Here is a 25883-nt window from a genome sequence, read left to right as displayed (position 1 = left end):
CGTTTGATTTCCCTCATAGAAGCTCTAGACTATTCATGAAATTCGGTGTGTCACTGTAAACATTAGAAAGACGGTATTAATGGCGTCGTTCGAAAACAAACAACGCGCATGGCTACTGAGCATCTTGTGGATGTCCGTCTTCGTTGTCGCCTGGATGAATGCCACCCCTAGTGCGGCGGCGAACCTGTTAACAAGCTATCTCGAGGAGCTTCAGCCAAGTGAACTTTTTGAGGGCGCAGACCGGTTCGGCGCGGTAGAAGGCGATCCGCCTATCGCGCCAGTCTATAAGGGCGAGGAATTGCTCGGCTATGCCTATCTGAATTCCGATTTCACCAGCTCCATCGGCTATTCCGGCAAGCCTATCCATATCGTCGTCGGTATCGAGCGATCGGGCATTATTCGCGGGATCAAGCTCGTCGATCACAAGGAACCGATCGTACTGATCGGCATTCCCGAGAAAGACGTAGTCGCCGGCCTGAACTCGATTATCGGCAAGGATCTCGGCCGCGTCGCCGCCGGTCAGGAGCGCCCGCCGCAAGTGGACATCGTCAGCGGCGCCACCGTGACCGTTCTGGTGATGAGCGACAGCGTCGTGCGGTCCGCGGTGGCGCTGATCCGCAGCAACCGGCTAAGCGGGGAAAGCGTTGCGAACACACAGGCGGTAACTGAGAAGAGGACGCTCGATCTTTCGAAAACGGAAGCAAGCGACTGGGAGACACTGCTCGGTGATGGGTCGATCCGAAGCCTGCGCCTGACAGTCGGCGAAGTTTCGAGAGCGTTCGCGGATGCCGGTCACGCGGAGGCGGCGAAGAAGCCGGAAACACCGCAGCCTGAAGACAGGTTCATCGATCTCTACATTGCCCCTGTCAGCGTGCCGGTTATCGGGAAGACGCTGCTTGGCGAGACGGGCTATCAGCGGCTCCAGTCCCGGTTGAAGCCGGGCCAGTCGGCTCTCCTCGTCGCGGGCGACGGCGCCTATTCGTTCAAGGGCTCCGGCTATGTCCGGGGTGGCATTTTCGACCGCATCGAGTTGCTGCAGAACGGCCAGGGTTTGCGGTTCAGGGATCGCAACCACACCAGGATTTCGGCTTTCGCAACGGACGGCGCCCCTCGTCTGCGGGAGATCGCCCTTTTCGTCGTGCCCACCGATTTCCAGTTCGATATAACTGAACCATTCGAACTGCAATTGCTAGCGCAGCGCAGCACCGTGGCGCGTGACAAGGCTGCTATCGCTTTCAATCTTGGCTATACGCTGCCGTCTTCCTACTACACCGTTACCCGGGTGGTGACGCCCGTCGCGGCGGCCAGGACCGAAACTTCCGCCGAAGAACCGGCGGTGGTGACCCAGACCGAACCACTACCCGACGCGCCGCCGCTCTGGGTCAGCATCTGGGACATGAACCGGGTGACGATGGCCATCACCGTGGCCGCCCTTCTCGTGCTCACCGGAATTTTCTTTTTCCAGGACTGGCTAGTGAAGCGGCCGAAACTGTTTGCGTGGGTCCGCACAAGCTATCTCGTTTTCACCCTAGTTTGGCTCGGCTGGTACGCCAATGCCCAGCTTTCCGTGGTCAATGTCCTGACGTTCATCAATTCGCTCGTCACGTCGTTCCGGTGGGAGTTCTTTCTGGCAGCGCCGCTGATCTTCATACTCTGGGCCGCGGTTGCCGCCGGCCTGCTGTTCTGGGGACGTGGCCCTTTCTGCGGCTGGCTCTGCCCGTTCGGAGCGCTGCAGGAACTGCTCAACAAGATTGCCGTAAAGCTGAAGATCCCGCAGGTGAAGGTGCCATGGGGCCTGCACGAGCGCCTCTGGCCGATCAAGTACATCATTTTCCTCGGGCTTTTCGGGCTGTCCTTCTATTCGATGGCCTATGCCGAGATGCTGGCCGAAGTGGAACCGTTCAAGACGGCAATCATTCTGAAGTTCGCCCGCGAGTGGCCCTTCGTCATCTTCGCTTTGACGCTTCTGGCCGCCGGCCTGTTCATCGAACGTTTCTACTGCCGCTATCTCTGCCCGCTTGGTGCGGCGCTGGCCATTCCCGGCCGGATCCGCATGTTCGAATGGCTGAAGCGCTGGCCCGAATGCGGCACGCCATGCCAGCGTTGTGCCAAGGAATGTCCTGTGCAGTCCATTCATCCGGAAGGCCAGATCAATGTCAACGAGTGTATCTACTGCATGCATTGCCAGGAACTCTATCACGATGATCATCGCTGCCCGCACATGATCCAGGTCCGCCTGAAACGGGAGAAGTTCATGGCTCTGTCGACGCCGGCATCGCGCGGTGAAAGCCCGCCCAGAACCGTCGTCACCCACAATGGCGAAGCCATAAAGAAAACATGAATTCGGCAGCGGACAGACGTCTGGGCCAACAACACCAGCAACAAGGGAAGACACCATGTCCAACGACGATACCCAACCGCGCCTGAACAGACGCCAGCTTCTGGGATCAACCGCCGCCGTCGCGGCTGCAGGCGCTGCCACCGCCGGTGGCGCGCTGACCTTTGCCGGCGGCGGCACGCCCGCGAAGGCCGCCACCAGCGGAGAATTGCCCTACGAGGTCAAGCCCGGCGAACTGGACGAATATTACACGTTCTTCTCCAGCGGCCAGAGCGGCGAGGTCCGCATTGTCGGACTTCCATCGATGCGCGAATTCATGCGCATTCCGGTGTTTAATCGGTGCAGCGCCACCGGCTGGGGCCAGACCAATGAAAGCCTGAAGGTGATGACCGAAGGCCTGCGTCCCGAAACGATCGAGTACCTCAAGGACAAGGGCGGCGTCTATCACAACGGGGACCTGCACCACCCGCATCTGTCCTTCACCGACGGCACCTATGACGGTCGCTATCTCTATGCGAACGACAAGTCCAATACCCGGGTCTGCCGCATCCGCCTCGACGTCATGAAATGCGACAAGATCATCGAACTGCCGAACCAGCACACCGTGCATGGCCTGCGCGTTCAGAAATACCCTAAGACCGGCTATGTGTTCTGCAACGGCGAGGACGGTGTGCCGCTGCCGAACGACGGCAAGATCCTCGACAAGCCCACCGAATATTTCTCGATCTTCTCGGCGGTCGACGGCGAGACCATGGAGGTTGCATGGCAGGTGATCGTCGATGGCAACCTCGACAATGTCGATGCCGATTACCAGGGCAAATACTGCTTTGCGACCTGCTACAATTCCGAAAAGGGCGTCACGCTCGAAGAGATGATGTCGAAGGAGCAGGACTGGGTCGTCATCTTCAACATCAAGCGGATCGAGGAAGCCGTCGCCAAGGGCGACTTCAAGGAAATGAACGGCGTACCGGTGATCGACGGTCGGGCGGGATCCGCCTACACCCGTTATGTCCCGGTTTCCAACGGCCCGCACGGCATGAACACCGCCCCCGATGGCATCCACGTGGTCGCCGCCGGCAAGCTATCCCCGACCGTCACGGTGTTCGACGTGCGCAAGTTCGACGATCTCTTCGACGACAAGATCAAGCCGCGCGACGTGGTGGTCGCCGAGCCGGAACTCGGCCTCGGTCCGTTGCACACGGCTTATGACAACAAGGGCAACGCCTATACGACGCTGTTCATCGACAGCCAGATCTGCAAGTGGAACATCGAGGACGCCAAGCGCGCCTTTGCCGGCGAGAAGATCGATCCGATTCGCCAGAAGCTCGACGTCCACTATCAGCCGGGCCACAACCATACCTCCATGGGCCAGACCAAGGAAGCCGATGGCAAGTGGCTGATCTCGCTGAACAAGTTCTCGAAGGACCGGTTCCTCAACGTCGGCCCGCTGAAGCCCGAATGCGATCAGTTGATCGACATTTCCGGCGATCAGATGGTGCTTGTGCATGACAACCCGACTTTCGCCGAACCGCATGACGCAACCATCGTCCATGCTTCGAAGATCAATCCGGTCAGCATCTGGAGCCGTGACGATGTCTTCTTCGCCGATGCCGTGGAACAGGCCAAGAAGGACAATATCGACCTGCTCATCGATTCGGAGATCATTCGCGACGGCAACAAGGTGCGCGTCTACATGACCTCGTCGGCGCCGGCGTTCGGGCTCGAATCCTTTACGGTCAAGCAGGGCGACGAAGTCACAGTGTATGTGACCAATATTGACGAGGTGGAGGACCTGACCCACGGCTTCTGCATCGTCAACTACGGAATCAACATGGAGGTCGCACCTCAGGCTACCGCCTCGGTGACGTTCAAGGCCGACCGGCCTGGCGTCTACTGGTACTATTGCTCGTGGTTCTGCCATGCCATGCACATGGAAATGAAGGGCCGCATGCTGGTGGAGCCTAAATCGGCCTGATGCGGTATAGATTGGCAAAACTCTGGATGGCGGCCCTTCTGGCCGCCATTCCTTCGGTTGCGCTGGCGGCGGAATGGATCGTCACACCTTCCGACGGGCCGACGCTGTCCGCCGTTCTTAAAGCGGCAGCTCCGGGCGACCGGATACGCCTCAAGCCGGGCCGGCACGATGGACCGCTGGTCATCGACAAGCCGGTAACGCTGGACGGCGAGGACGGAGCCAGCATCGTCGGCAACGGCAAGGGCAGCGTTGTTACCATCGAGGCGGAAAAGGTTGCCGTGCGCGGCATCGCGGTCACCGGCTCGGGCATGAACCTGTCGACGCTGGATTCCGGCATTTTCGCAGCCCGGACGGCGACCGGCGCGATCATCGAGAACAACACCCTCACCGGAAACCTGTTCGGCATCTATCTCCACGGCGCGAAAGACTCGTTGGCCCGGAAGAACGTGATCGTCGGCCTCAAGGATGGTCGGATGAGCGAGTTCGGCAGCGGCATATCGGTGTGGAACGCGCCGGGCGGCAAGGTCATCGATAACGATATCAGCTTCGGTCGCGACGGAATCGCCACGATGGCTAGTAAGAAGAACGTCTTCAGCGGCAACCGCATCCGTGACCTGCGCTTCGCCATCCATTATATGTATACCAATGACAGCGTGATCAGCGGCAATGTCTCGACAGGCAATTCCGTCGGCTACGCCATCATGTTCTCCAACCGGCTGAAGATCGTCCACAACACCTCCGATGGCGACCGCGACCATGGCCTGCTGCTGAATTCGGCCAACAGTTCGACGATATCGGGCAATATCATACGCGGCCGGCTACAGCCGACGGTCCGCTGGACGATGGCAGGAATCCAAGATTCCGATCATGGTGTGAAGGATGATGCCGAGACGACGGGCGCCATCGAGGGCGGCATGCGGCTCGGGCCCGAGAAATGCGTCTTTATCTACAATGCCAACAGGAACAAGCTGCGCGGCAACGAATTCCGGGGCTGCGCCATCGGCATCCATTTCACCGCCGGGTCGGAAGGCAATACGATGACCGGCAATGCCTTCATCGATAATCGCAATCAGGTGAAATATGTGGGCACCCGCTATCTGGACTGGTCGGTGGACGGGCGCGGCAACTACTGGAGCGACAACCCGGCCTTTGACCTTGATGGCGATGGAATCGGCGATAATGCCTATCGCCCGAACGACCTCATGGACAAGGTCCTGTGGACCTCGCCGCAGGCCAAAGTTCTCACATCGAGCCCAGCCGTGCAGATCATCCGCTGGGCCCAGGTCCAGTTTCCGGCGCTGTTGCCCGGCGGCGTGATAGACAGCCATCCGTTGATGGCACCGACAAGACAAAAGGACGGTTTGCAGTGACGGCACCCACGGTCACATTATCAGGCGTGGCGAAACGCTACGGCCGGATCGAAGCGGTCAAGAATGTATCCTTCGAACTTGAGCAGGGGCAGACGGTCGCGCTTGTCGGTCATAACGGCGCGGGCAAGACGACGCTGATCAAGCTGATGCTCGGCCTCATCCGGCCGACGCAAGGCACAGTTCAGGTGCTGGGCGAAGACCCGGCCAGGGGCGATTTCGCTGTGCGCCAGCGGCTCGGTTACCTGCCGGAGAGCGTCTCCTTCCACATGGCGCTGACGGGGCGCGAGACGCTTAACTTCTATGCACGGCTGAAACGTGTGGATATGTCGGACATGGAGGGCCTGTTCGAGCGCGTCGGGCTCGCGCCGGCTGCAGCCGATCGCCCCGTCCGGACCTATTCCAAGGGCATGCGGCAACGACTGGGACTGGCGCAGGCGCTGCTCGGCGCACCGCGCATCCTGCTGCTCGACGAGCCCACCAGCGGCCTTGATCCGGCATTGAGACGAAATTTTTATGAACTGGTGTCCGGCCTGCGCTCGGCAGGTACAACGATCCTGCTTTCCTCGCATGCGCTGACGGAACTTGAAGATCGCACCGACCGGGTGATCATCATCAACGAGGGTGTGGCAATCGCCGACGGCACGCTGGAGAAGCTGCGGGGCATCGCCCGCCTGCCGACCCGGATCAGCGTCACGCTGGCGGACGGCGCGGGAATAACCGCTCCGAGCGGCGGGCAGGTCGCCTGGAAGGCGATCAGGGACCGCACCTTCGAGGCGGAGGTTACACCAGAAAACAAAATCTCGATCCTCAGGGACGTCACGGCCGATCCCGCCGCAGTTACGGCGCTGCATGTGGTGGAGCCGACGCTCGATGAACTCTACGCCCATTTCCTTGGCGGACGGGGGATGATGCGATGAACAATATATTGATCGTGGCGCGCAAGGAGATCCAGGAAGGCCTGCGGAACCGCTGGGTGCTGGCCACGACGCTGTTGCTGGCAGCGCTTGCGCTCACTCTGTCCTTCCTCGGCAGCGCGCCGACCGGCAATGTCGGCGTCAACCAGCTCGATATCGTCATCGTCAGCCTGTCGAGCCTTACCATATTTCTGGTGCCGCTGATTGCACTGCTGCTGGCGCATGATGCGATTGTCGGCGAAGTAGAACGTGGTACGATGCTGCTGCTGATCAGCTATCCGATCGGTCGGTGGCAGATCGTCTTCGGCAAGTTCCTCGGGCATCTGGCGATCCTCTCTTTCGCCACCCTGTTCGGCTATGGCACTGCTGCTGCCGTACTGGCGGTAACCGGAACCGAGATCGGCCTGGCCAGTTGGTGGGCCTTCCTGTCGATGATTGCTTCATCAATCCTGCTCGGCATGGTATTCATTGCTATCGGCTATGTAACGAGCGCGCTTTCCAGCGAGCGGAGCACGGCCGGCGGCATCGCGATCGGCGTCTGGCTGTTCTTTGTGCTGATCTACGACATGGCTCTGCTGGGAGCATTGGTGGCCGCAGAAGGCCGGCCGCTGCCCAGCGGACTTCTCGATGTCCTGCTCGTCCTCAACCCGACCGATGCCTATCGACTCCTCAATCTGGGCTCGGGAGAGGCGGGCGCGCTTTCGGGGCTCGGCGGCATCGCCGGACATACAGGGCTCAACGGGCCCATGCTCGTTGCTGCTCTCGTCACCTGGATCGCCGCGCCGCTTGCGCTCGCGCTTAGGATATTCTCAAGGAGAGAGCTATGAAGATTGCTCCCGTCATCGCACTCTTGCTCTGCGGCCTTATCTTATCAGGCTGCAGCGAGGAAAAGGACGTGACGCCACCAGCTCCCTACGCACTCACCGAGGAAGCGATGGGCCGTTATTGTGGGATGAATGTTCTGGAACATCCGGGCCCCAAGGGACAGATTATAATGTCCCAAATCCCAGAGCCTATCTGGTTCAGTTCGGCGCGAGACACGCTCGCATTCACGATGCTGCCAGAGGAGCCAAAGGACATTGCGGCCATCTATGTGTCGGATATGGCTAAGGCAACCACATGGGAAGAGCCTGGAGCCGATAACTGGATCGATGCGCGCCTCGCATTCTTCGTGATCGGCAGCGGGCTGCGCGGCGGCATGGGCACGGACGAGACGGTACCGTTTTCGACGCGTGATGCCGCCGACAAATTCGCCGACGAGCATGGCGGCCGCGTTGTCAGCTTCGAAGAAGTTCCTCGCGATTACGTGCTAGGGTCGACGACGGACGATGCTGAGAGATAGAATACGCCGGAAAATTTCGTAGAACCCGGGAAAGGACAGACAAATGGCTAGTATTGTCACCCGCCGCCGCGCCATTGCGATATTCGCCGCAGCCGCTGGCCTACCCCTGATACGGCCCGCGCGGGCGGTGACCCATGCGGTCACCTGGAAAGGGCAGGCGCTGGGTGCACCTGCGACGCTTATCCTACATCACGAGGACAGGGACAAGGCCCAGCTGCTGATCAACCGCGTCGTGACGGAGGTGTCGCGGCTGGAAGAGGTGTTCAGCCTTTACAGGAGCACATCCGCGATCAGCGAGCTGAACCGAGTCGGTGGCCTGGCCGCACCATCCGGTGATCTGGTAGCACTGCTCGAAGCCTGCCACCACCATTGGCATGAGAGCGGCGGTGCTTTCGACCCGACCATACAGCCGCTTTGGGCGCTTTATCGCGATCATTTCTCGGCACCCGGCGCGGATCCCGACGGCCCTCCACCCGAACAAATCGCACAGGCGGTCGCGCGAGTCGGCTTCGACGCGGTCCGCTTCAACCGCGACCGCATCGTGTTCAAGCGGCCAGGCATGGCGCTGACGCTGAACGGCATAGCTCAAGGCTATGTCACCGACCGCGTGGTTTCGTTGCTGCGGGATGCGGGTATCACCAGCAGCATGGTGGACATGGGTGAAGGTCGAGTTATTGGCGCGCAGGGCGACGGCACTCCGTGGCGCATCGGCCTTGCCGACCTCCAGGGCGCCGAACGTCCCGACAGCGTTCTCGATCTTATCGACCGGGCGGTCGCGACATCCAGCCCGGCCGGCTTCCAATTCGACACCGCACGCCGGTTTAGCCATATCCTCGACCCGCGCAACGGCCATGCCAGCGCGTCTTATCGGCGCCTGACGGTCGTGGCGCCGGACGCCACGACAGCAGACGCTCTCTCGACCGTCTTCACTCTGATGAATCCGGATAGTATCCGTTCAAACCTTACTGGAAAACCGGACATCATGGTGGATCTTATTCTCGCGTCAGGCGAACACAGACGATACGGGAGTTGAACGTCCCGCATGGGCTCAAGCAATTTTGTCGAAATGCTTTTACGCTTTCACTGTCTTTGGCCGGAGGTATTCGCCTGCCGCTGATGACGAACTCGACATTTCCCAGGCCCTAGATGTCTATGTTCTGGGTGGGCGGCAATTACACGTCAACGTTGGGAAGAAACCTTCACCTCAGCTAGTGGGATTTATTGACAGCTAGGATTGGCCACCATCCTATCTATGCCAATTCGTGGATTTCGATTCTGCGTCTAAGCCGATCGGTTCGAAACGGAACTTTATGCTTTTCCTTGGGTTGAACGGGCATTCCTGGTTGTTATGTTCAGACAGAGGCTGCCCCACGGCTCCTTAGTTCCATGATCTACGCTGCCGTCGTGCAGCCGTATAAATATCGAGGAGAAATACAATGAATTTTATCGCAACGACTCTCATCGGAAGCGCTGTTTCGGTTTTGATAGGCAGTAGCGCAATCGCTGCGGACTTCGAAGTTGATATGCTTAACAAGGGTCCCGATGGGGTGATGGTGTTCGAGCCGCTCATGTCAAAAATCGCTGTCGGTGACACTGTCACTTTTGTGCCGAAGGACAAAGGCCACAACGCTGAAGCCATAAAAAACATGGTTCCAGACGGGGCAGAGCCGTTCAAGGGCAAGATCAATGAAACAGTAAAACAAACGTTCGATAAGCCCGGGGTATATGTCATAAAGTGCACGCCGCATTTTAGTATGGGTATGGTCGCAGTGATCGTGGTGGGAGATAACCCCGCCAATGTGCAGGCGATCAAGGACGCAAAGTTGCCGAAGAAGGCGCGCGAGCGGACCGACAAGGCACTGTCGCAGCTGTAAGTGCGATTAATACAAACGATACCGACGGCCGGTCAAGGGACCGGCCATGCTCACCGGAATTCTCCTTGAGATTTACAGCAAGGGCCTGATAGCCCTTGCAAACTGCATTTGGTCCAGTGCCGCCGCTAGCCTCTTCTATCTTTAGAAGAACAGGAGCCAGGCAGAACTTCGAAACTCAGGGTTACCGAAGCGATCGACAACCAGTTTGGGGTCAGAACAAGAGCAGTCCGAAATCGTACGCTAAGGACGAACGGAATGAGAACTTACGCGGCGTTCCTTAGCCTAGCCGGAAAGCGGAGCGATCGAAATCCGTTCGGCATCTGATGTTCGGCATCCCATGTGTAGATGCCGGTAAGGTTGATATGTTCCCAACTGAGCGGCGATATGTGTTTCAATAGAGTATCAGGAATGTCTCGCCCCGCTCGTTTCAGCTGTGTGACCGCGCGATCAAGATAAACCGTATTCCAGTGCACGATCGCACTGACGACGAGATTGAGCCCCGAGGCGCGGAAAGCTTGGCTTTCGAACGACCGGTCACGGATCTCGCCTCGCTCGTGGAAGAACACAGCGCGTTTCAGCTTATGGGCGGCCTCTCCCCTGTTGAGACCGGCTTGGCATCTCCGCCGCAATGCCGGACTTGAGTACCATTCGATCATGAAGAGCGACCTTTCGATACGGCCGAGTTCGCGGAGCGCCCTCGCGAGATGGCTTTGCTTCGGAGATGCGGACAGCTTCTTCAGGATCGTAGACGGTACCACGGACCGCGTCGTGATCGACGCCGCGAGATGCAGCAGATCGTCCCAATGGTCGAGAATCAGGGCGGTGTTGATCGGCGCCCCGATATGGTTCGACAGGGTTGGATATGCATCGCTCCTCTCGAACGTGTGGAACTTCCGGTCTTTGAGATTGCGCAGTCGCGGTGAGAACCGCTTTCCGATCAAGGCGAACAGCCCGAAGATATGATCACTGGCACCGCCCGTGTCGGTAAAGTGTTCCTGAATGTCGAGCACCGTGTCCTGGTCGAAGAGCCCATCGAGCACATAGGCCGCCTCGCTTTCGGTCGGACTGATGGGCAAAATGCCGAAGTAGCCGTACTGATCTGATAGATGGCTATAGAATTTCGTCCCGGGTTCGCTGCCGTAGTGCAAATTGATGTCGCCGCGCTTTGCGGCTCGGTCACTCGCACGAAAAAATTGGCCATCTGACGATGACGTTGTGCCATTGCCCCAAAGGCGGGAATGCGGATGCTGGGTGTGGACATCGGTGATGCACGCTTGCGCCGCGCGGTAGGTCTCCGATCGGGCATGGAATGTGCGCATCCACCCAATCTGGTGAGCGCTGATCCCCTTGGATGCGCCCGCCATTCGCTTTGGGCCGAGGTTCGTCGCATCGGCCAGTACACCAGCGAGCATGGCAGAGACATTTTTCGGGATGTCGCCGGTACGAACATGCGTGAAGTGATCCGCAAAGCCGGTCCATTCATGCACTTCCCTTAACAAGTCGGGAACCTCGACCAACGGATACATATCGCTGATCTCGGCATTCAGTTCCTCTGCTGCCACGGGGACTTCGCCGACGGTTGGTGTGACGATCAACGTTCCGGCCTCAAGACGAACTCCTTCGAGCTTTCCGGATCGTGCTCTGTGCGCAAGACGCTGCAGGTTGAACTCGAGCATCTGGCACGCTTCAGCAAGCCACTGCGCGCCGTCGCCTTGGACCCCCAAACCGAGACGATCTTCTTCCTTCATCGTGATGAATGTCGACCGCGGCATCAGATGCTCGTCAATCGGCCGGAAAGATCGGCTGCCGTCGACCCAAATGTCCGCAGATCTAAGCCGGTCTCGCAAAGCCGCTAGCGTGGCGATCTCGTAGAGACGGCGATCAGGTTTCCCTTGTTCGAAGATAAGCCGTCGATCAGTTTGGCTGAGATGGGTGAGCGGCACGCGATCAGGGAGTGTCCGCCGCTTCTCGGCATAAAGCCGTTTCAGCAGCGCAATTGCCGCCAGAAGCGGGTCGTGGCGATGCGCCGAGCGAAACGTGAAGGCCTGAAGAAATGCACCAATGTATTTGTGGACGGTCGCGTATTGTTCGGCTGCCACGGTCAACGGCGGTGCCTCGTTGTCGTCGACCATCGACTCAAGCTCAGGCTTCATCCGAAGCAACCGGTCCCAACCGACTTTTTGGTCGAGAACATCCAATGCGTTCCGACCATGGTCGTTGGCGGACTGCAGTGCGGTGATCGTATCTAGAAACATGCGCAGCGCTTTGGCGGTATTCGCCCTGCAGTCCATCTGTCGCTGCTTCTTTCGATTGTTGGCTTGCGAGAACAATTTACCCATCAGCTTGATGAACATCGTCACCGCATCGTCCGTGAGCTTCTGGCAAAGCTTGATGACTTGGGCCACGATCAGAGCGTGGCGACGGCTGGCGTTGAAGTCGTTGGCAAGCCAAGCCGGCGTTGCGTTGCCCTCCCGGATCATCTGGTCCCACCGTCCGGATGACACGCGCGCCTGCAGTTCCGGATCGATCTCCAGCCGCCGCAGAAAGGCTATCCGCTCGGTCAGCCCGACGAGGTTCGACGCGGCCGGCGCTTCTGGTGCCGAACGCAGCCAATGAAAGCGGGTCTGGCCGATCGACGGGTCAACCTCTAACAGCCTATCCAGTGATTGAAGCCTATCGAGTGGGATGTCTTCAATCAGGGTTCTTTCTGCTCGCCGCCGGGCTATGGCACGGCCGGCAAGGCCGATGCGTTCGATCGTGTCGATCGCCGGCAGAAGAGCGCCGCGTTCGCGAAACGCGGCGACAGTCGAACTGGCTATCGCAGCACCGTCGTCGGACAAGGTCGCCGCTTGAATTGCCGCCAATAGCGCGGCGCGGCGATCTTGCAGCGTCGCGCTTCTCGTATCCAGATACACCATTAGCCGCGCCATATGATCCCGACGGGTTTCTTCGCGGCGTGCATAGAGGGCAAATTCGTCTGGAGCGGCGCCGATCTGATCAGCAACATACTTCAGCATGGCGCGAGGCGGAGTTTCTTCTGCTCCAAGCACTCGACCCGGGTATCGCATTAGACATAGCTGGATGGCGAAGCCGAGCCGATTGTGATTACGTCTCCGGATCGTGTCCCGGGGAGTGGTGTAGCTTAGACGACCACGGCTCATCCCAGAGGGGCGGATGAGTGTCAGCTTGCGGCTGGCAGGCTGATGAGCGGATCATCGCTCATTGTGGCGATGGTCTCAAGTGTCATGTAGCGGGATCGCTGAACAGCCCACTCGTCGTTTTGCTCGAGGAGCAAAGCGCCGACGAGCCTGACGATGGCGTCGTCGTTCGGAAAGATACCGACGACTTCGGTGCGCCGCTTGATCTCGCCGTTGAGACGTTCGATCGGGTTTGTTGAATGAAGCTTTGCCCAGTGCTGCTTGGGAAAGGTCATGTAGGCGAGCACATCCTGCTCGGCACTATCCATCAGGGTAGCGAGTTTCGGCACTTTCGGCCTGATCTGGTCGGCGACATTACGCCATTGGGTGCTTGCAGCCTCCGGAGTATCCTGGGCAAACGCCGTGGCGATGAAGGCAGAGACGACACGCCGTCCGCTCTTCCCGGCATGGGCAAGCGCATTGCGCATAAAGTGGACCCGGCACCTCTGCCATGTGGCGGACAGCACCTTCGACACCGCTGCCTTGATGCCCTCATGCGCATCGGAGACAGCAAGCTTCACGCCGCGCAGGCCTCGCCTGGTCAGCTTGCGCAGGAACTCAGTCCAGATCGCTTCTGCTTCTGAAGTGCCGATCTCCATGCCGAGCACCTCGCGTCGACCGTCGGTGTTGACGCCGACAGCGATGATGACAGCGACAGAGACGATGCGTCCGCCGCGACGAACCTTCAGATAGGTGGCATCGATCCAGAGGTATGGCCACTCGCCCTCGATAGGACGGTCGAGGAAGGCCTTCACCTTCTCGTCGATCTCCTCGCAGAGCCGCGATACCTGGCTCTTGGAGATGCCGCTCATGCCCATGGCCTTGACGAGATCATCTACGGATCGGGTCGAAACGCCTTGGATGTAAGCCTCCTGAATGACCGCCGTCAGAGCCATCTCCGCCATCCGGCGCGGCTCCAGGAAACTCGGGAAGTAGCTGCCTGTGCGAAGCTTGGGAATGCGCAGCTCGACGGTCCCTGCTCGTGTCTCCCAGTCTCGATCGCGGTAGCCGTTGCGCTGGGCAAGTCGAAAGCCGTTCTTCTCGCCATATCCCGCGCCAGTCTTCGCCCCGACTTCCAGTGCCATCAACTTCTCGGCAGCAAAGCCGATCATATCCCGGAGCAAATCGGCGTCGGCACTCTTCTCAACGAGTGAGCGCAGGTTCATCATATCGTCGGTCATCGGTGGTGTCCTTCAGGTTGGATCTAAGCAACCCGACCCTACCGGAAATCACCGATGGCTATGAAATCCAGCTACACCACGCGCTGGGACACGATCCGTCTCCGCAGTTCAATCTCCAGGCGATCCGCCAATGACAACGAATAGTGTCGGATTAGGTTATCCTCGTCGACTGGTATGTCGACAAGCTTCCGGCGATCTTGATCTTTAAGAAGCTTGCGCTTTGCCATCGCCCGACTCCATTGATGAGCAATCTGCTCGAAGCGTTGTCGAGTCGGGCCGGACAGAGAAATCAAAATTGGCGCATGTCGGTGGCAATCCACAGAGATCGGATGTTGCACATCGGATCTACGGCATCGTTCCGGTTTCGTTCGACCTTAGCGTACGATTTCGGACTGCTCTTGTTCCGACCCCGAATAGATAACCTCCACCTCACCGTAGCGCGGGGATACGTCACCAAACTGCTTGCCAATGGCCGTGTCACCCGGTGGTTAGAAAATCACCGCCAGGAATATCTTGGGGAATTCCAGAAGATTGCCGAGATCGACTCGATCGCACCCTTCAAGGATGCTCCCGAGCCGTAGGACTTGCGTGAGTTATCAACATTGGCAACAGACGATCGAGGTTGCGTCCCTCCTGCGGGACTTCGGTCCCGCCGAAATCAGGCTCATCTGCTGAGCGGTCATAAGGAAGTGCGTGAGATCGAAAATTGGCCTGTTACCGCATGCAGTAGGACGCCCTTGTTTAGGTTTGAGCGCATCTGAAAGCATGCGAATTAGAAGATCGCGGCCGCTCTCTTTCATGACCTGAGTTGTGGGTGCCCCACCAGTTTCATCAACATGCCACCGGCCTACGTCGCGTTCGTTCGGGCGGCACACAAGTTTCTCGTAGCATCGCCCGAAACGACGTGGACAAACCCGTCAAAAGTTCTCGCTGACGTCACACACGCGGTACATTTGCCACCTCGACAAATCCATTCACTGCTCTGTCTCGCCTTTTCGAGTTGACTGTCATGTCTTGAGCGACTTGTTTCTAGCACCCGTCTCAGGCAAGATAAAACGAGTTGCTCTTGTCGCAAAATTAAACTCAGGCTTTTGCGCCTCAGTTTTGCAACTCGCTTTCTCAACCGTTGTTCAGGCGGCGATTTTTGCAGAAAACTATCCGATTGTGCAGATCGAGGTCTCGGGAGATGAATTCTCTGCCGTAACATCTTCGGAAGAATGCGCTGAATGAGGCTTGACCAGTTGCGTAGCCTTATCAGGCGAAGCAGGTGGTCATAGCCGGGCAATAGGTATCACAGTGGTCTTGCGAAGCCACACTGCAAGGAGACCGGCTATGACCGACAACAACATTACCGCATCCGCTCCCGTTCTGGAAGCGATCGATATTTCTAAGGAACGCCACGAAGTGCTGATCGAAGCGCCGGACAGAATCCGTGGCCGCCGAGTAAGCGTTCTCAACAATCTCGATGAGTTTGATCGCCTGATCAGCCTATTGCGCAGTTATCAGCGCCCTGTCCGCGTCGGGCGTTGTCACGTTGTTCGTGGCTTAGCGGTTGACGGATAACCGGACGTGATGAGCACGCCGACCATCAGCTACAAGAACCACCGTTTCCCACCGCAGATCATCGCCCATGCGGTCTGGCTGTATTACCGGTTCCCGTTAAGCCTGCGGCTGGTGGAAGAAATGCTGCTGGAGCGCGGCATCGTCGTGTCCTACGAAACGATCCGGCGCTGGGGCCGGAAATTCGGTGCGGCCTACGCAAAGCGACTGCGCAGAAAGACGCCGTCGCGAGAGGATATCTGGCATCTGGACGAAGTGGTCGTAACGATCGGCGGGCGAAAGCATTGGCTTTGGCGAGCCGTCGACCAGGACGGATATGTTCTCGACGAGATCGTGCAGACCCGTCGAGACACCAAGGCTGCCAAGCGATTGCTGATCAGGCTGCTGAAGAAGCAAGCCCTCGCGCCAAAGAGGATTGTCACCGATAAACTGCGTTCATACGGGGCGGCAAAGCGAGATGTGATGCCGGCCATTGAACATAGATCACACAAGGGCCTTAGCAACCGTGCGGAAAATTCCCATCTGCCGCTGCGAAAACGAGAACGAGTGATGCAGGGTTTCCGATCCGTCGGCAGTCTGCAACAATTTGTCCCCGTGTTTTCAGCGGTTAGAAATCATTTCGTCCCGTCGCATCAAAAACACTCCGCCCTCGCCACCCACATTCATCGGATCCGCGCCATGGCGCACTGGAAGGCCGTGACCGGCGCAACTGCCTGAGTTTAACTGAAAGCGCTTCGTCCGGCCTCAGTCGAACAACGTGACAACGCCGGCCAGGTTGCACCGGGCACTTCTTTCTCAAGTCACCCTGTGAGATTACTTGGTAGCAAGGATGTCGAAATTGCGGGCGTTTGCCACAACACCATCGTCCCATCCGCCTGCGACCAATTCTGAAGCCTTTGCATTAAGGAGCCCGGCGACTTGTCCGGCAAAGTGCGCTTCGCGCCCAGAGCTGTCGGCAAAGATGTCAAAGATGGCGAAGTTGTTCTCGTCAATCTGCAGCGCCGTCCAGAACAAAGTTTTTGGTTCGGTATCTGCAACGATCGGACCAGCGGCGGTCAACAAGGCTGTCAATTCGGGACCTTTACCTGGAGCAGCTTCGAGCTTGATATAAGTTGCGGTTGTTGCCTTGTGGAGGTCAACCGGCGCTTTTACCGAAAGGACATCGGAGTTGTTGATGTTCGCGACAACACCGGCGTCCCATCCTCCGTCGACCAACGCGTCTGCGTTCTGGTTCAAGGCAGCTGCAACTGCTCCTGAGAAGTGAGCGCCCCGTGCTTCTTCGTCTCCGAAGATGTCAAAGATTGCGAACGTATCACCGGCTTGCAGAGCAAACCACAGTACAGTGCCCGGCTCTGTTTCTCGCACGATAGGTGCAGCACCAGCCAGAAACTCCGCGAAGGCTACGGTCTGGCCTTCGACGGCGGGCATGGCGATGTAGCTGGCAGTATGATTTTCCATTGGATTGTCCTGTGCAGTTGCAGAAGTTGTGATCAGAGCCAGTGCGGCGCATATCGGAAGGATTTGCGTGTTCATGGTCGTCCCCTGACTTGACGTTCGTCGTGTTTGGTTTCGATGCACTCTTGTCCCATGGCGGATGGGTCGGACTCCAATTCCGAAGTTCTATTTTTTAATAGACATGGACTATGGAAGTTGCTTTGATGGCGTGCGTTGAGATGTGGCGGAGAATGCGGCGATGGAAATGAACCAGATCAGGTATTTTCTCGCTGTCTTTGAGCACCGAAACTTCACCCACGCAGCCAGTGCCTCCAATGTCTCCCAACCTTCCTTGACGACTGCGATCAAGAAACTTGAAGACGAGCTTGGAGGTGAGCTGTTTGTCAGGGACCGTGCGGGATGCAGGCTTACAGCCCTCGGAAAACTCATGCAGCCAAGGTTGCAGAGGATCTACGATGAGACGCGCCAGGCGAAGGCTGAGGCGGTCCGTCACATGCGTTTGGAGCGGGTTCCAATCTCTGTTGGTGTCGGCGAAACGATTGGCCACAACCTGATTTCGGCAGCTATGGAGCGTACGCGTAAGCGATTACCGCAAGCCGAAATCGAATTGATCGTTGCATCATCCTCCGAGCTTCTTGCCGGGTTGCGAGACGGCAAACTCGACGTTGCAGTCACCGCAGAGAAGGTCAGTGAAGACCTCTATCGCATAGACCGTCTCTATGAAGAGGACTACAAGGTAGTAATGTCAAAGTCGCATCCGTTGTCTGAACAAGATGCGATTTCTCTTGCGGCTCTCGCAAAAACCGACATGCTCGACCGACTAAATTGCGAAATGCGGGACGCTTTGCATGGGACCTGCGCAGATTATGGTCATGAACTCTACGCGGCGTATCGGTCCAACCGCGTGGATTGGTTAGTTGAACTTGCTCGGCAAGGGTCAGGTGCGCTGATCTTGCCGGCCACTGCTATTCCTTCGGACATGGGCCTGGTGTCGAAGCCCATCGAGGGCCTTCAATTATCGAGAACTGTTCTGGCTCTCCGATATCGGCACCAAACGACGAGACCAGAGACAAATGATCTGATCCGTGAGATTATGCGGACGCCGATGTAGTGAGGTCGGCAGTCGACATTCGCCCATGGTGCAGCATTCGTCCCGTTGGGCTCCAGCCGGCGTTGTCACGTTGTTCGACTGAGGCCGGACGAAGCGCTTTCAGTTAAACTCAGGCAGTTGCGCCGGTCACGGCCTTCCAGTGCGCCATGGCGCGGATCCGATGAATGTGGGTGGCGAGGGCGGAATGTTTTTGATGCGACGGGACGAAATGATTTCTAACCGCTGAAAACACGGGGACAAATTGTTGCAGACTGCCGACGGATCGGAAACCCTGCATCACTCGTTCTCGTTTTCGCAGCGGCAGATGGGAATTTTCCGCACGGTTGCTAAGGCCCTTGTGTGATCTATGTTCAATGGCCGGCATCACATCTCGCTTTGCCGCCCCGTATGAACGCAGTTTATCGGTGACAATCCTCTTTGGCGCGAGGGCTTGCTTCTTCAGCAGCCTGATCAGCAATCGCTTGGCAGCCTTGGTGTCTCGACGGGTCTGCACGATCTCGTCGAGAACATATCCGTCCTGGTCGACGGCTCGCCAAAGCCAATGCTTTCGCCCGCCGATCGTTACGACCACTTCGTCCAGATGCCAGATATCCTCTCGCGACGGCGTCTTTCTGCGCAGTCGCTTTGCGTAGGCCGCACCGAATTTCCGGCCCCAGCGCCGGATCGTTTCGTAGGACACGACGATGCCGCGCTCCAGCAGCATTTCTTCCACCAGCCGCAGGCTTAACGGGAACCGGTAATACAGCCAGACCGCATGGGCGATGATCTGCGGTGGGAAACGGTGGTTCTTGTAGCTGATGGTCGGCGTGCTCATCACGTCCGGTTATCCGTCAACCGCTAAGCCACGAACAACGTGACAACGCCCTGGCGGCGGTGGAAATGCGCAAGCGGAACATCAGCCTTTGGGGGCGCTTACGGAAGTCAACCGGCGTCGCCCGGCCGACAGACGTCCATCACGCTGGCGACGGCATCGCTGTCACTGGCGTCTTGCCCTTGAAGTCGGTGATGATCTCGCCGATCAGCGCCCGTAGCCAGCGGTGTGCACGATCGTGCTGGTAGCGGACGTGCCAGGCCATCTCCACGGGAAAGCTGCCGAGGTCGACCGGCGCCGGCAAGATCTTCAGCCGAGGGTCATCCATCAGCCGCCTGCAGATGAGCGAGGGTAAAGTGGCGCAGTAGTCGGTCACTGCCACCATCTCGGCTGCAGCGAAGAAGTTGGTCACGGAGATCGCGATGTCGCGCTTCAGCTGTTGCTGCGCCAGCGCCTGGAACAGACCGGCGCGCATCCGTCCGGGCGGCATGATGTTGACGTGCTTCATCGCCTCGAACTGCTCGCGCGTCATGGCATCGCCGACGCCTGGATGGTCGGCGCGGACGGCGCAGGCTAGCCCCTCGTCCATCAAGTGCTGGACGACGAGGTTGTCGGGTGGGTCGACGATGCGGCCCAGCACGAGGGCCGTCGTGCCCGACACGACGCCCGTCTCAACGAGATCGTTGCCGTACGGCGTCAGGTGGAGCTTAATGCCGGGCGCGACCTTTTCCAGGCGCGCCACGACAGCGGGGACGAGGACGAACTCGACATAGCCGTTGGGCGCGATCGTGAAGAGCCGCTCGGCCTGTGCGGGGTCGAAAGCCTGCTGACCGAGGACCGCGTCGTCGAGCAGCGCGAGTGCCTCGGCGATCAGCGGTGAGAGTTCGAGCGCGATCGGGGTCGGCTGGATGCCATAGCGCTCGCGGACGAACAGCTGGTCCTGAAGCATCAGTCGTAGACGCGATAGGGCATTGGACAAGGCGGGCTGGGTCATGCCCATGCGCTCGGCGGCCCGCGTGACGCTGCGCTCATCCATCAAGGCGACGAAGATCGGCAATAGGTTTAGATCGTAGCGCATGCAGTCATGCTATCAGCGATATATCTGAAATCAAGAAAATAAATTTCTAGAATGTGTCTACATGGCCTATCTCCCATCCATCGGCGATGGACGCCGCGAACATGGAGGTTCAGATGAGCAAGGGTCAGAATCCGGCGTCGGACCAGGCCATAGCTGGCGCGTTGATCGAAGCCCTCGATCGCGCCGCTGCATGAGTACCAGGATGACCGGCGGGGCGCTCAGGATGCGCCCTGCTTCGAATATAGCCAAAACAAGGAACGATGCCATGACCGCCAACGTGAAGATCGTCGCCGTCCTCACCGCCCGTGCGGATACCGTCGACCGCCTGAGCGCTCTGCTAGACGCCATGCTAAAACCGAGCCGTGCCGAGCCGGGCAACCTGCGCTACGATTTGTGGCAGGATCAGAGCGATCCGAATCGTTTCGTGCTCGACGAGCTGTACGCGGACGCGGATGCGGTCGCCGCCCACCGCGAGACGCCCCACTTCCAGAACTACCTCTCTCAGATCGGCGATCTGGCCGAGCGCGCCGCGTTCGTCCTCAACCCCGTCTCAGCGACCTGAGGATGGTGCCATGGGCAAGCTTAAGGAATGGGTGGGATCGGCGCTGCGCGCACAGCCGTTCTGTACCGAGGATCTGCGGTTGATCGGCCTGTTGACACCTGCTCTCCGCGTGGGCCTGATGGGCCTCATTCATCCACGCGACTACCGCTAAGGCGGAGCCGCGATCCGGCGAAAAATCAACATGTGAATTGAAGGAACACAATCATGACAAAGGGTATCAAAGACAAGGTCGTTCTCATCACCGGCGGCAGCACCGGCATCGGCGCAGAAACCGCGCGTCTTCTCGCTGAACGCGGCGCGAAGGTGGCCATCGCCGCGCGGCGCAAGGACAGGCTCGACGAGGTTGTCGCGGAAATCGCCGCAAGCGGCGGCGCGGCGCGTAGCTACGCGCTCGACGTCACCGACAAGTCGGCGGTCCAGTCCGTCGTCGCTGCAGTCATTGCCGACTTCGGCCGCCTCGATGTGCTGATCAACAACGCCGGGCTGATGCCGATCCGTCCGATGGCCGAGGTCAACACCGACGAGTGGGACCAGATGATCGACGTTAATCTAAAGGGTACGCTCTACGGCATCGCGGCGACCCTTCCCGGCTTCCTCGAGCAGGGCAGCGGTCACATCATCAACCTGAGCTCGGTTGCGGGCATCAAGGTCTTCGCACCGGGCGGCACGGTTTATTCCGGCACCAAGTTCGCCGTCAGCGCGATCAGCGAGGGCCTGCGCCAGGAGGTGGGTGAAAAGGTCCGTGTCACGTCGATCGAGCCTGGAGCCGTCGAAAGCGACTTGAAGTTCACGACGTCTGGCACGGCTGCCGAGACGGTACTCGACTTCTACAAGCAGGCCATCCCGGCGGCGGCGGTGGCGCGCGCTATTGCGTTCGCTGTAGAACAACCTGATGACGTCGACGTCAACGCGATCGTCATCCGGCCGACCGCACAGCAGTTCTGATCTCGACGAGGAGGCGGGGCCGCGTGTGCTCCGCCTTCGTAACGTCAGCTAATCTCACCGTCGTTCAGCAAAAAATGCCGACGTGGCGACCTATGCGCTGACGATTGTGTATCGCAGCTCATGTCAGTCCCAGGTCGGCGCAACCAAGGCCGAAATGATCTTCTCACCGCAAGGCCATTTCCTCGAAAATGCGAGCGATACCGAGGATCTGCTGGTCGTTGTCGCATTCAATGCATCCTCGATGGAGCCGGTCGATGACATCGGTCTCGGCCAATCTAACAGGGCGATGCCCGCAAACGTTCCGGCCGCGGCGTTCAGCGGCTCGATCGGGAAATTCGAGAACCGTCCCGACAAGCTCGGTCGCGCCGTCCTCGCCACCACGGAGGGGCTGACGTTATGCCAACGTACGCTTCCGACCCATTGGGGTGCAAGATGGATTGATGCGCTGATTCACGTGGGCAGACCGCTGTCTGCCCTGCAACAGGTCGGTGGATGCCGCGTCCGCTCTTGCGGGCAGGTAGCTGCCGCGTTAGCTCATTGCGTTTTCCACTGCGGCGTTGCCAATCGGGTGATTGCTGGGGAACGTTTAGGCCCGCTCGCGCGTTATTTTGCCAGATGATATCTGTTCATTTACCCTTAGGAGTTGATCATGCCCAAACTTGCGCTGTACGTGCCATTGAAGGCCAGGCCCGGAAAGGAGAACGATGTTACCGATTTCCTGACCTCGGCGTTACCGCTCGTTCAAGCCGAGTCCGGTACCCTGACCTGGTACGCAATCCAGGAGGGTCCCGGTGCGTACGCGATCTTCGATACGTTTGACACAGAGGAAGATCGGCAGGCGCATCTTGACGGCAAGGTTGCCGCCGCACTTATGGATAAGGCGGAAGAACTGTTTTCCGAACCGCCGCAGATTCATAAGCTTACCCTACTGGCAGCTAAATAGCGGAATACTCGGCACCATTCCGGTGGGCTTGGGTGAACGGAAGATCAGTACTTCATACGCTCGTGTTCTCGACGTACGATGTTGGAGTCCTAAGCTGCCGTTTGACTGCACGCTGAGGGGCGTGTGCTATTCGGAATGAATGGGCCGGCTCTCGATCTCAATCAGAGGGAAGACAACAGGCCGTCCGCCATAGTGGATCGCCTCGTCCTTTGCGTTTATCCCGCTTTTGACGTTACTGTCTGATAAGGCTGCATTCCTGCATCGCAGGTAATAAAGAGAGCTTACGCTAAGGTCGAGGGAGGGGTGGCGCTTGGTTGCGGACCGCACCGGACGGAAACAAGGTGTCCATTCGAGGTTTCGTTACCAGTCAGACTCGTTGTTTTCGCAGGAATTTCTTGAGTATATCAATCTGCCGTTTTTTAGACTGTTTAAGCTCAGGAAATCAACAATCCGCTGTAAATCGATCTGAGAATTGCCGAACGGTGGAACCGCTCAGGTGTCAAGCCGTTAGGGTCAAGACCCATTGATTTGAACTGACGGCTGTGATTCAGATGGGCGTATAGGAGCCCGACTGATGAGTAATTTGTTTTGGCTGACGGACGAGCAAATGGCTCGTCTTCAGCCCTATTTCCCCAAGAGCCATGGCCGCCAGCGTGTTGATGATCGACGCGTTCTGAGCGGCATCATCTTCGTCAACCGCAACGGGCTGCGTTGGCGTGATGCGCCGAAGGAATATGGCCCGGCGAAGACGCTTTATAACCGCTGGAAACGCTGGGGCGACAAGGGCGTATTTATCCAGATGATGGAAGGTCTGGCCGTGCCTGAAGCCGCAGAGCACAAGACCATCATGATCGATGCGACCTATCTCAAGGCCCACCGCACGGCTTCCAGCTTGCGGGTAAAAAAGGGGGCGCGGGCCGCCTGATTGGACGCACGAAAGGCGGCATGAACACCAAGCTTCATGCCGTAACGGATGCGAGTGGTCGCCCGATCAGCTTCTTCATAACGGCAGGCCAGGTCAGCGATTACACCGGTGCTGCCGCCTTGCTTGATGAACTTCCCAAGGCCAAATGGTTGCTGGCCGACCGTGGCTATGATGCCGACTGGTATCGTGACGCTTTACAGGCGAAGGGGATCACTCCCTGCATTCCAGGTCGAAAATCCCGCAAGAAGACCATCAAATACGACAAACGCCGCTACAAACGGCGCAACCGGATCGAGATCATGTTCGGGCGTCTCAAAGACTGGCGGCGTGTCGCTACGCGTTACGACCGGTGCCCAATGGCCTTTCTCTCCGCCATCGCTCTCGCTGCGACCGTTATCTTCTGGCTATGAGCAATGAGTCCTGACCCTAGGACGCTGAGATCAGCTAGAAAGATGCCATGTCCTCCGCCGCTGCGCTGGATTGGCTCATAAGCAAACTTCGAACTGATGGCGCTTTGAGCAAAGCTACAAGAGGAGATGATCCGTGAAAGCTGTCGTATACAACGGACCTAAAGACGTTTCCGTCGATACCATCGATGATCCCAAGATCGAGAAACCGACCGATGTAATCATCCGCCTGACTACGACAAACATCTGTGGGTAGGACCTGCACATGTACGATGGCCGCACCAGCTTCGAGAAGGGCAGGGTCTTTGGCCACGAAAATCTTGGCGAGGTTATCGAAGTCGGCTCCGGCGTCGATCGGATCAAGAAGGGCGATCGCGTCTGCATGCCGTTCAACGTCGGTTGCGGGTTCTGCGATAATTGCGAACGCGGACTTACGGGTTTTTGCCTCACAACCAATCCTGGCACTGCCGGCGCTGCGTATGGCTTCGCCGAGATGGGGCCGTGGCAAGGCGGTCAGGCCGAGATGATGCGCGTACCTTATGCCGACTTCAATTGTCTAAAGCTGCCCCACGATGCCGAAGAGAAGGAGGACGACTATGTCATGCTCTCCGACATCTTTCCGACCGGTTGGCACGGCGTCGAACTATCCGGTCTCTTGCCTGGCGAGAGCATCGCGATCTACGGCGCTGGTCCGGTCGGTTTGATGGCCGCGCACTCGGCCGAAATCCGAGGTGCCGCGTAGATTTTCGTGGTCGATGCTCACGATGACCGCCTAAAGCTCGCCGTGGCTATGGGCGCGATCCCGATCGACATGCGTAAGGGCGATCCCGCCCAGCAGATACTTGACGCGACCGGCGGCCAGGGTACCGACCGTGGCGTCGAGGCAGTCGGTTACCAGTGCTGCGATCGCCACGGCAAGGAGCGCAGCAACTATACGATGAACTGCCTTGTCCAAAGCACAAAGGCTACCGGCGGCATCGGCGTCGTCGGGGTGTTTATCCCGGAGGATCCGAAGGCGCCCGACGATCTCCAGAAGGAAGGCAAGATTGCGTTCGACTTCGGCAGCTTTTGGTTCAAGGGACAGAAGATCGGCACTGGGCAGTGCAATGTGAAGCATTATAACCGGCGGCTGATGAACCTTATCGAGCATGGCCGGGCCAATCCTGCGCAAATCATCTCGCACCGACTGCCGCTCGATCAGGCACCGGATGCCTACAAACATTTCGATGCGCGCGATGATGGTTGGACAAAGGTCGTGCTGAAGCCGACCGCCTGACCTTAGTATTTGACGGAATAGGGGATAACTTATGACCTTAGATGGCAAATCAGTTGCGGTTCTGATCGCGCCCCGCGGGACGGAAGAGCCAGAATTCTTGAAGCCGAAGCAAGCTATCGAGGAGGCTGGCGGCAAAGTCACCGTGGTCAGTTCTGAGGCAGGCAAGGCTCGCACAGTCAATAATGATCTTGACGAGGGTGGCAGCTATACTATCGACAAGACGTTTGCGGACGTTGAAGTCGATGTTTTCGACGGCCTTGTTGTGCCCGGAGGTACTGTCGGTGCCGACATGCTGCGCGGCAGCGGCGAAGCAATTGATTTCATCCGCGCTTTCTTCGATCAAAAAAAGCCGGTTGCGGTTATATGCCATGCACCTTGGACATTGATCGAGGCTGACGTTCTTAAGGGACGTACCTTGACCTCCTATCCAACGCTGAAAACCGATATCGAGAATGCCGGCGGTACATGGATCAATGAGGAAGTCGTGGTCGACAAAGGCCTTGTCACAAGCCGCAACCCTAGTGATCTACCCGCCTTCTGTGCCAAACTCGTCGAGGAATTCGCCGCAGGTGTGGGCGCTGGGCTCGCAGCCGGGAGTTAATGACGGGTCGGTTTCGAC

At 58.4% G+C, this 25883-nt stretch carries 23 protein-coding genes and 3 pseudogenes; 21 read left to right on the top strand and 5 right to left on the bottom strand.

All coding sequences use genetic code 11. The annotated features are described in order from the left end of the window. Positions 1-130 precede the first annotated feature (130 nt). From CFBP6623_RS25480 to CFBP6623_RS25445, 8 genes are all read left to right on the top strand, one after another. Positions 131-2341, top strand: a complete 2211-nt coding sequence (locus tag CFBP6623_RS25480; RefSeq protein ID WP_232370479.1) for a NosR/NirI family protein — start codon at positions 131-133, stop codon at positions 2339-2341. 55 nt (positions 2342-2396) lie between these two features. Continuing rightward, complete coding sequence (gene nosZ / locus CFBP6623_RS25475; protein ID WP_080843303.1) at positions 2397-4313, top strand: TAT-dependent nitrous-oxide reductase; 1917 nt, start codon at positions 2397-2399, stop codon at positions 4311-4313. Next, entirely contained in the window at positions 4310-5683 is a 1374-nt protein-coding gene (locus CFBP6623_RS25470) for a nitrous oxide reductase family maturation protein NosD (protein WP_408606512.1), read from the top strand. The genes nosZ and CFBP6623_RS25470 overlap by 4 nt, the downstream gene beginning before the upstream one ends. After that, a complete protein-coding gene (locus tag CFBP6623_RS25465) occupies positions 5680-6600 on the top strand; it encodes an ABC transporter ATP-binding protein (protein ID WP_080843301.1) in 921 nt (306 codons plus the stop codon). Before CFBP6623_RS25470 ends, CFBP6623_RS25465 begins: the two co-directional genes overlap by 4 nt. Further along, positions 6597-7424: an ABC transporter permease gene (locus CFBP6623_RS25460; protein WP_080843300.1), complete on the top strand. Its 828-nt coding sequence runs from the start codon at positions 6597-6599 to the stop codon at positions 7422-7424. The genes CFBP6623_RS25465 and CFBP6623_RS25460 overlap by 4 nt, the downstream gene beginning before the upstream one ends. Next, a complete protein-coding gene (locus CFBP6623_RS25455) occupies positions 7421-7939 on the top strand; it encodes a nitrous oxide reductase accessory protein NosL (RefSeq protein WP_080843299.1) in 519 nt (172 codons plus the stop codon). Before CFBP6623_RS25460 ends, CFBP6623_RS25455 begins: the two co-directional genes overlap by 4 nt. Before the next feature lie 43 nt (positions 7940-7982). Continuing rightward, positions 7983-8972 carry an FAD:protein FMN transferase gene (locus CFBP6623_RS25450; protein WP_080843298.1) on the top strand — a complete coding sequence of 330 codons (990 nt, stop codon included), beginning with the start codon at positions 7983-7985 and terminating at the stop codon, positions 8970-8972. Positions 8973-9375: 403 nt separating this feature from the next. Further along, positions 9376-9813: a pseudoazurin gene (locus CFBP6623_RS25445; protein ID WP_080843297.1), complete on the top strand. Its 438-nt coding sequence runs from the start codon at positions 9376-9378 to the stop codon at positions 9811-9813. A gap of 263 nt (positions 9814-10076) precedes the next feature. On the opposite strand, the pseudogene CFBP6623_RS25440 reads toward CFBP6623_RS25445, so the two are convergent. Together CFBP6623_RS25440 and CFBP6623_RS25435 are read right to left on the bottom strand one after the other, a co-directional pair. Beyond that, positions 10077-12932, bottom strand: a pseudogene (locus tag CFBP6623_RS25440) (Tn3 family transposase); the annotation flags it as partial. A 62-nt stretch (positions 12933-12994) separates the two neighbouring features. Continuing rightward, the gene (locus CFBP6623_RS25435; RefSeq protein ID WP_080843295.1) at positions 12995-14191 is read right to left on the bottom strand and encodes an IS256 family transposase; all 1197 of its coding nucleotides are present in this window, start codon (positions 14189-14191) and stop codon (positions 12995-12997) included. Positions 14192-14433: 242 nt separating this feature from the next. Between CFBP6623_RS25435 and CFBP6623_RS27140 the strand changes: the two genes are divergently transcribed. The 4 genes and pseudogenes from CFBP6623_RS27140 (at position 14434) to CFBP6623_RS25405 (ending at position 16468) form a co-directional block, all read left to right on the top strand. Beyond that, a complete protein-coding gene (locus CFBP6623_RS27140) occupies positions 14434-14772 on the top strand; it encodes a hypothetical protein (RefSeq protein ID WP_232370478.1) in 339 nt (112 codons plus the stop codon). Between the two features lie 433 nt (positions 14773-15205). Next, complete coding sequence (locus CFBP6623_RS25415; protein WP_137002608.1) at positions 15206-15421, top strand: hypothetical protein; 216 nt, start codon at positions 15206-15208, stop codon at positions 15419-15421. 102 nt (positions 15422-15523) lie between these two features. Further along, positions 15524-15712, top strand: a pseudogene (locus tag CFBP6623_RS25410) (IS110 family transposase); the annotation flags it as partial. Positions 15713-15763: 51 nt separating this feature from the next. Continuing rightward, the gene (locus CFBP6623_RS25405; RefSeq protein WP_137002607.1) at positions 15764-16468 is read left to right on the top strand and encodes an IS6 family transposase; all 705 of its coding nucleotides are present in this window, start codon (positions 15764-15766) and stop codon (positions 16466-16468) included. 96 nt (positions 16469-16564) lie between these two features. Here the strand turns inward: CFBP6623_RS25405 and CFBP6623_RS25400 are convergent, their stop codons facing one another. Further along, the gene (locus CFBP6623_RS25400) at positions 16565-17284 is read right to left on the bottom strand and encodes a putative quinol monooxygenase (RefSeq protein ID WP_080843293.1); all 720 of its coding nucleotides are present in this window, start codon (positions 17282-17284) and stop codon (positions 16565-16567) included. A gap of 160 nt (positions 17285-17444) precedes the next feature. On the opposite strand from CFBP6623_RS25400, the gene CFBP6623_RS25395 reads away from it, so the two are divergent. Next, positions 17445-18317, top strand: coding sequence for a LysR family transcriptional regulator (locus tag CFBP6623_RS25395; RefSeq protein WP_080843292.1), 873 nt, complete (start codon positions 17445-17447; stop codon positions 18315-18317). Between the two features lie 109 nt (positions 18318-18426). On the opposite strand, the gene CFBP6623_RS25390 is transcribed toward CFBP6623_RS25395, so the two are convergent. Both CFBP6623_RS25390 and CFBP6623_RS25385 read right to left on the bottom strand, forming a co-directional pair. Continuing rightward, positions 18427-19131 (bottom strand): IS6 family transposase, encoded by a 705-nt coding sequence (locus tag CFBP6623_RS25390; protein WP_137002607.1) that lies wholly within the window; start codon positions 19129-19131, stop codon positions 18427-18429. Positions 19132-19270: 139 nt separating this feature from the next. Next, positions 19271-20206 (bottom strand): LysR family transcriptional regulator, encoded by a 936-nt coding sequence (locus CFBP6623_RS25385; protein WP_052821435.1) that lies wholly within the window; start codon positions 20204-20206, stop codon positions 19271-19273. A gap of 265 nt (positions 20207-20471) precedes the next feature. Here CFBP6623_RS25385 and CFBP6623_RS25375 point away from each other — a divergent pair, with 265 nt between their 5' ends. From CFBP6623_RS25375 to CFBP6623_RS25345, 8 genes and pseudogenes are all read left to right on the top strand, one after another. Beyond that, complete coding sequence (locus tag CFBP6623_RS25375) at positions 20472-20768, top strand: putative quinol monooxygenase (protein WP_037094014.1); 297 nt, start codon at positions 20472-20474, stop codon at positions 20766-20768. Between the two features lie 10 nt (positions 20769-20778). Further along, entirely contained in the window at positions 20779-20919 is a 141-nt protein-coding gene (locus CFBP6623_RS26990; RefSeq protein WP_167379203.1) for a hypothetical protein, read from the top strand. 53 nt (positions 20920-20972) lie between these two features. Continuing rightward, the gene (locus CFBP6623_RS25370) at positions 20973-21713 is read left to right on the top strand and encodes an SDR family oxidoreductase (protein ID WP_080843291.1); all 741 of its coding nucleotides are present in this window, start codon (positions 20973-20975) and stop codon (positions 21711-21713) included. An 82-nt stretch (positions 21714-21795) separates the two neighbouring features. Then, entirely contained in the window at positions 21796-22332 is a 537-nt protein-coding gene (locus CFBP6623_RS25365; RefSeq protein WP_080843290.1) for a hypothetical protein, read from the top strand. Between the two features lie 30 nt (positions 22333-22362). Further along, on the top strand, positions 22363-22656 hold the full coding sequence (locus CFBP6623_RS25360) for a putative quinol monooxygenase (RefSeq protein WP_062653115.1): 294 nt from the start codon (positions 22363-22365) through the stop codon (positions 22654-22656). Positions 22657-23230: 574 nt separating this feature from the next. Further along, positions 23231-23991, top strand: a protein-coding gene (locus tag CFBP6623_RS25355) for an IS5-like element ISKpn12 family transposase (protein ID WP_085947932.1) whose coding sequence is annotated in 2 segments (ribosomal slippage) — positions 23231-23555 and positions 23555-23991 — 762 coding nt in all. Because the reading frame shifts where the segments join, the coding sequence is not laid out codon by codon here. A 133-nt stretch (positions 23992-24124) separates the two neighbouring features. Next, positions 24125-25264 (top strand): annotated as a pseudogene (locus tag CFBP6623_RS25350) (glutathione-independent formaldehyde dehydrogenase). Between the two features lie 31 nt (positions 25265-25295). After that, positions 25296-25865: a type 1 glutamine amidotransferase domain-containing protein gene (locus CFBP6623_RS25345; RefSeq protein WP_080843289.1), complete on the top strand. Its 570-nt coding sequence runs from the start codon at positions 25296-25298 to the stop codon at positions 25863-25865. The last annotated feature ends 18 nt before the right edge of the window (positions 25866-25883 follow it).

Source organism: Agrobacterium tumefaciens (genome assembly GCF_005221385.1).
GTDB lineage: Bacteria > Pseudomonadota > Alphaproteobacteria > Rhizobiales > Rhizobiaceae > Agrobacterium > Agrobacterium tomkonis.
Note: the sequence above shows the minus strand (reverse complement) of the source record. Positions and strands in the feature narration are given on the sequence as shown.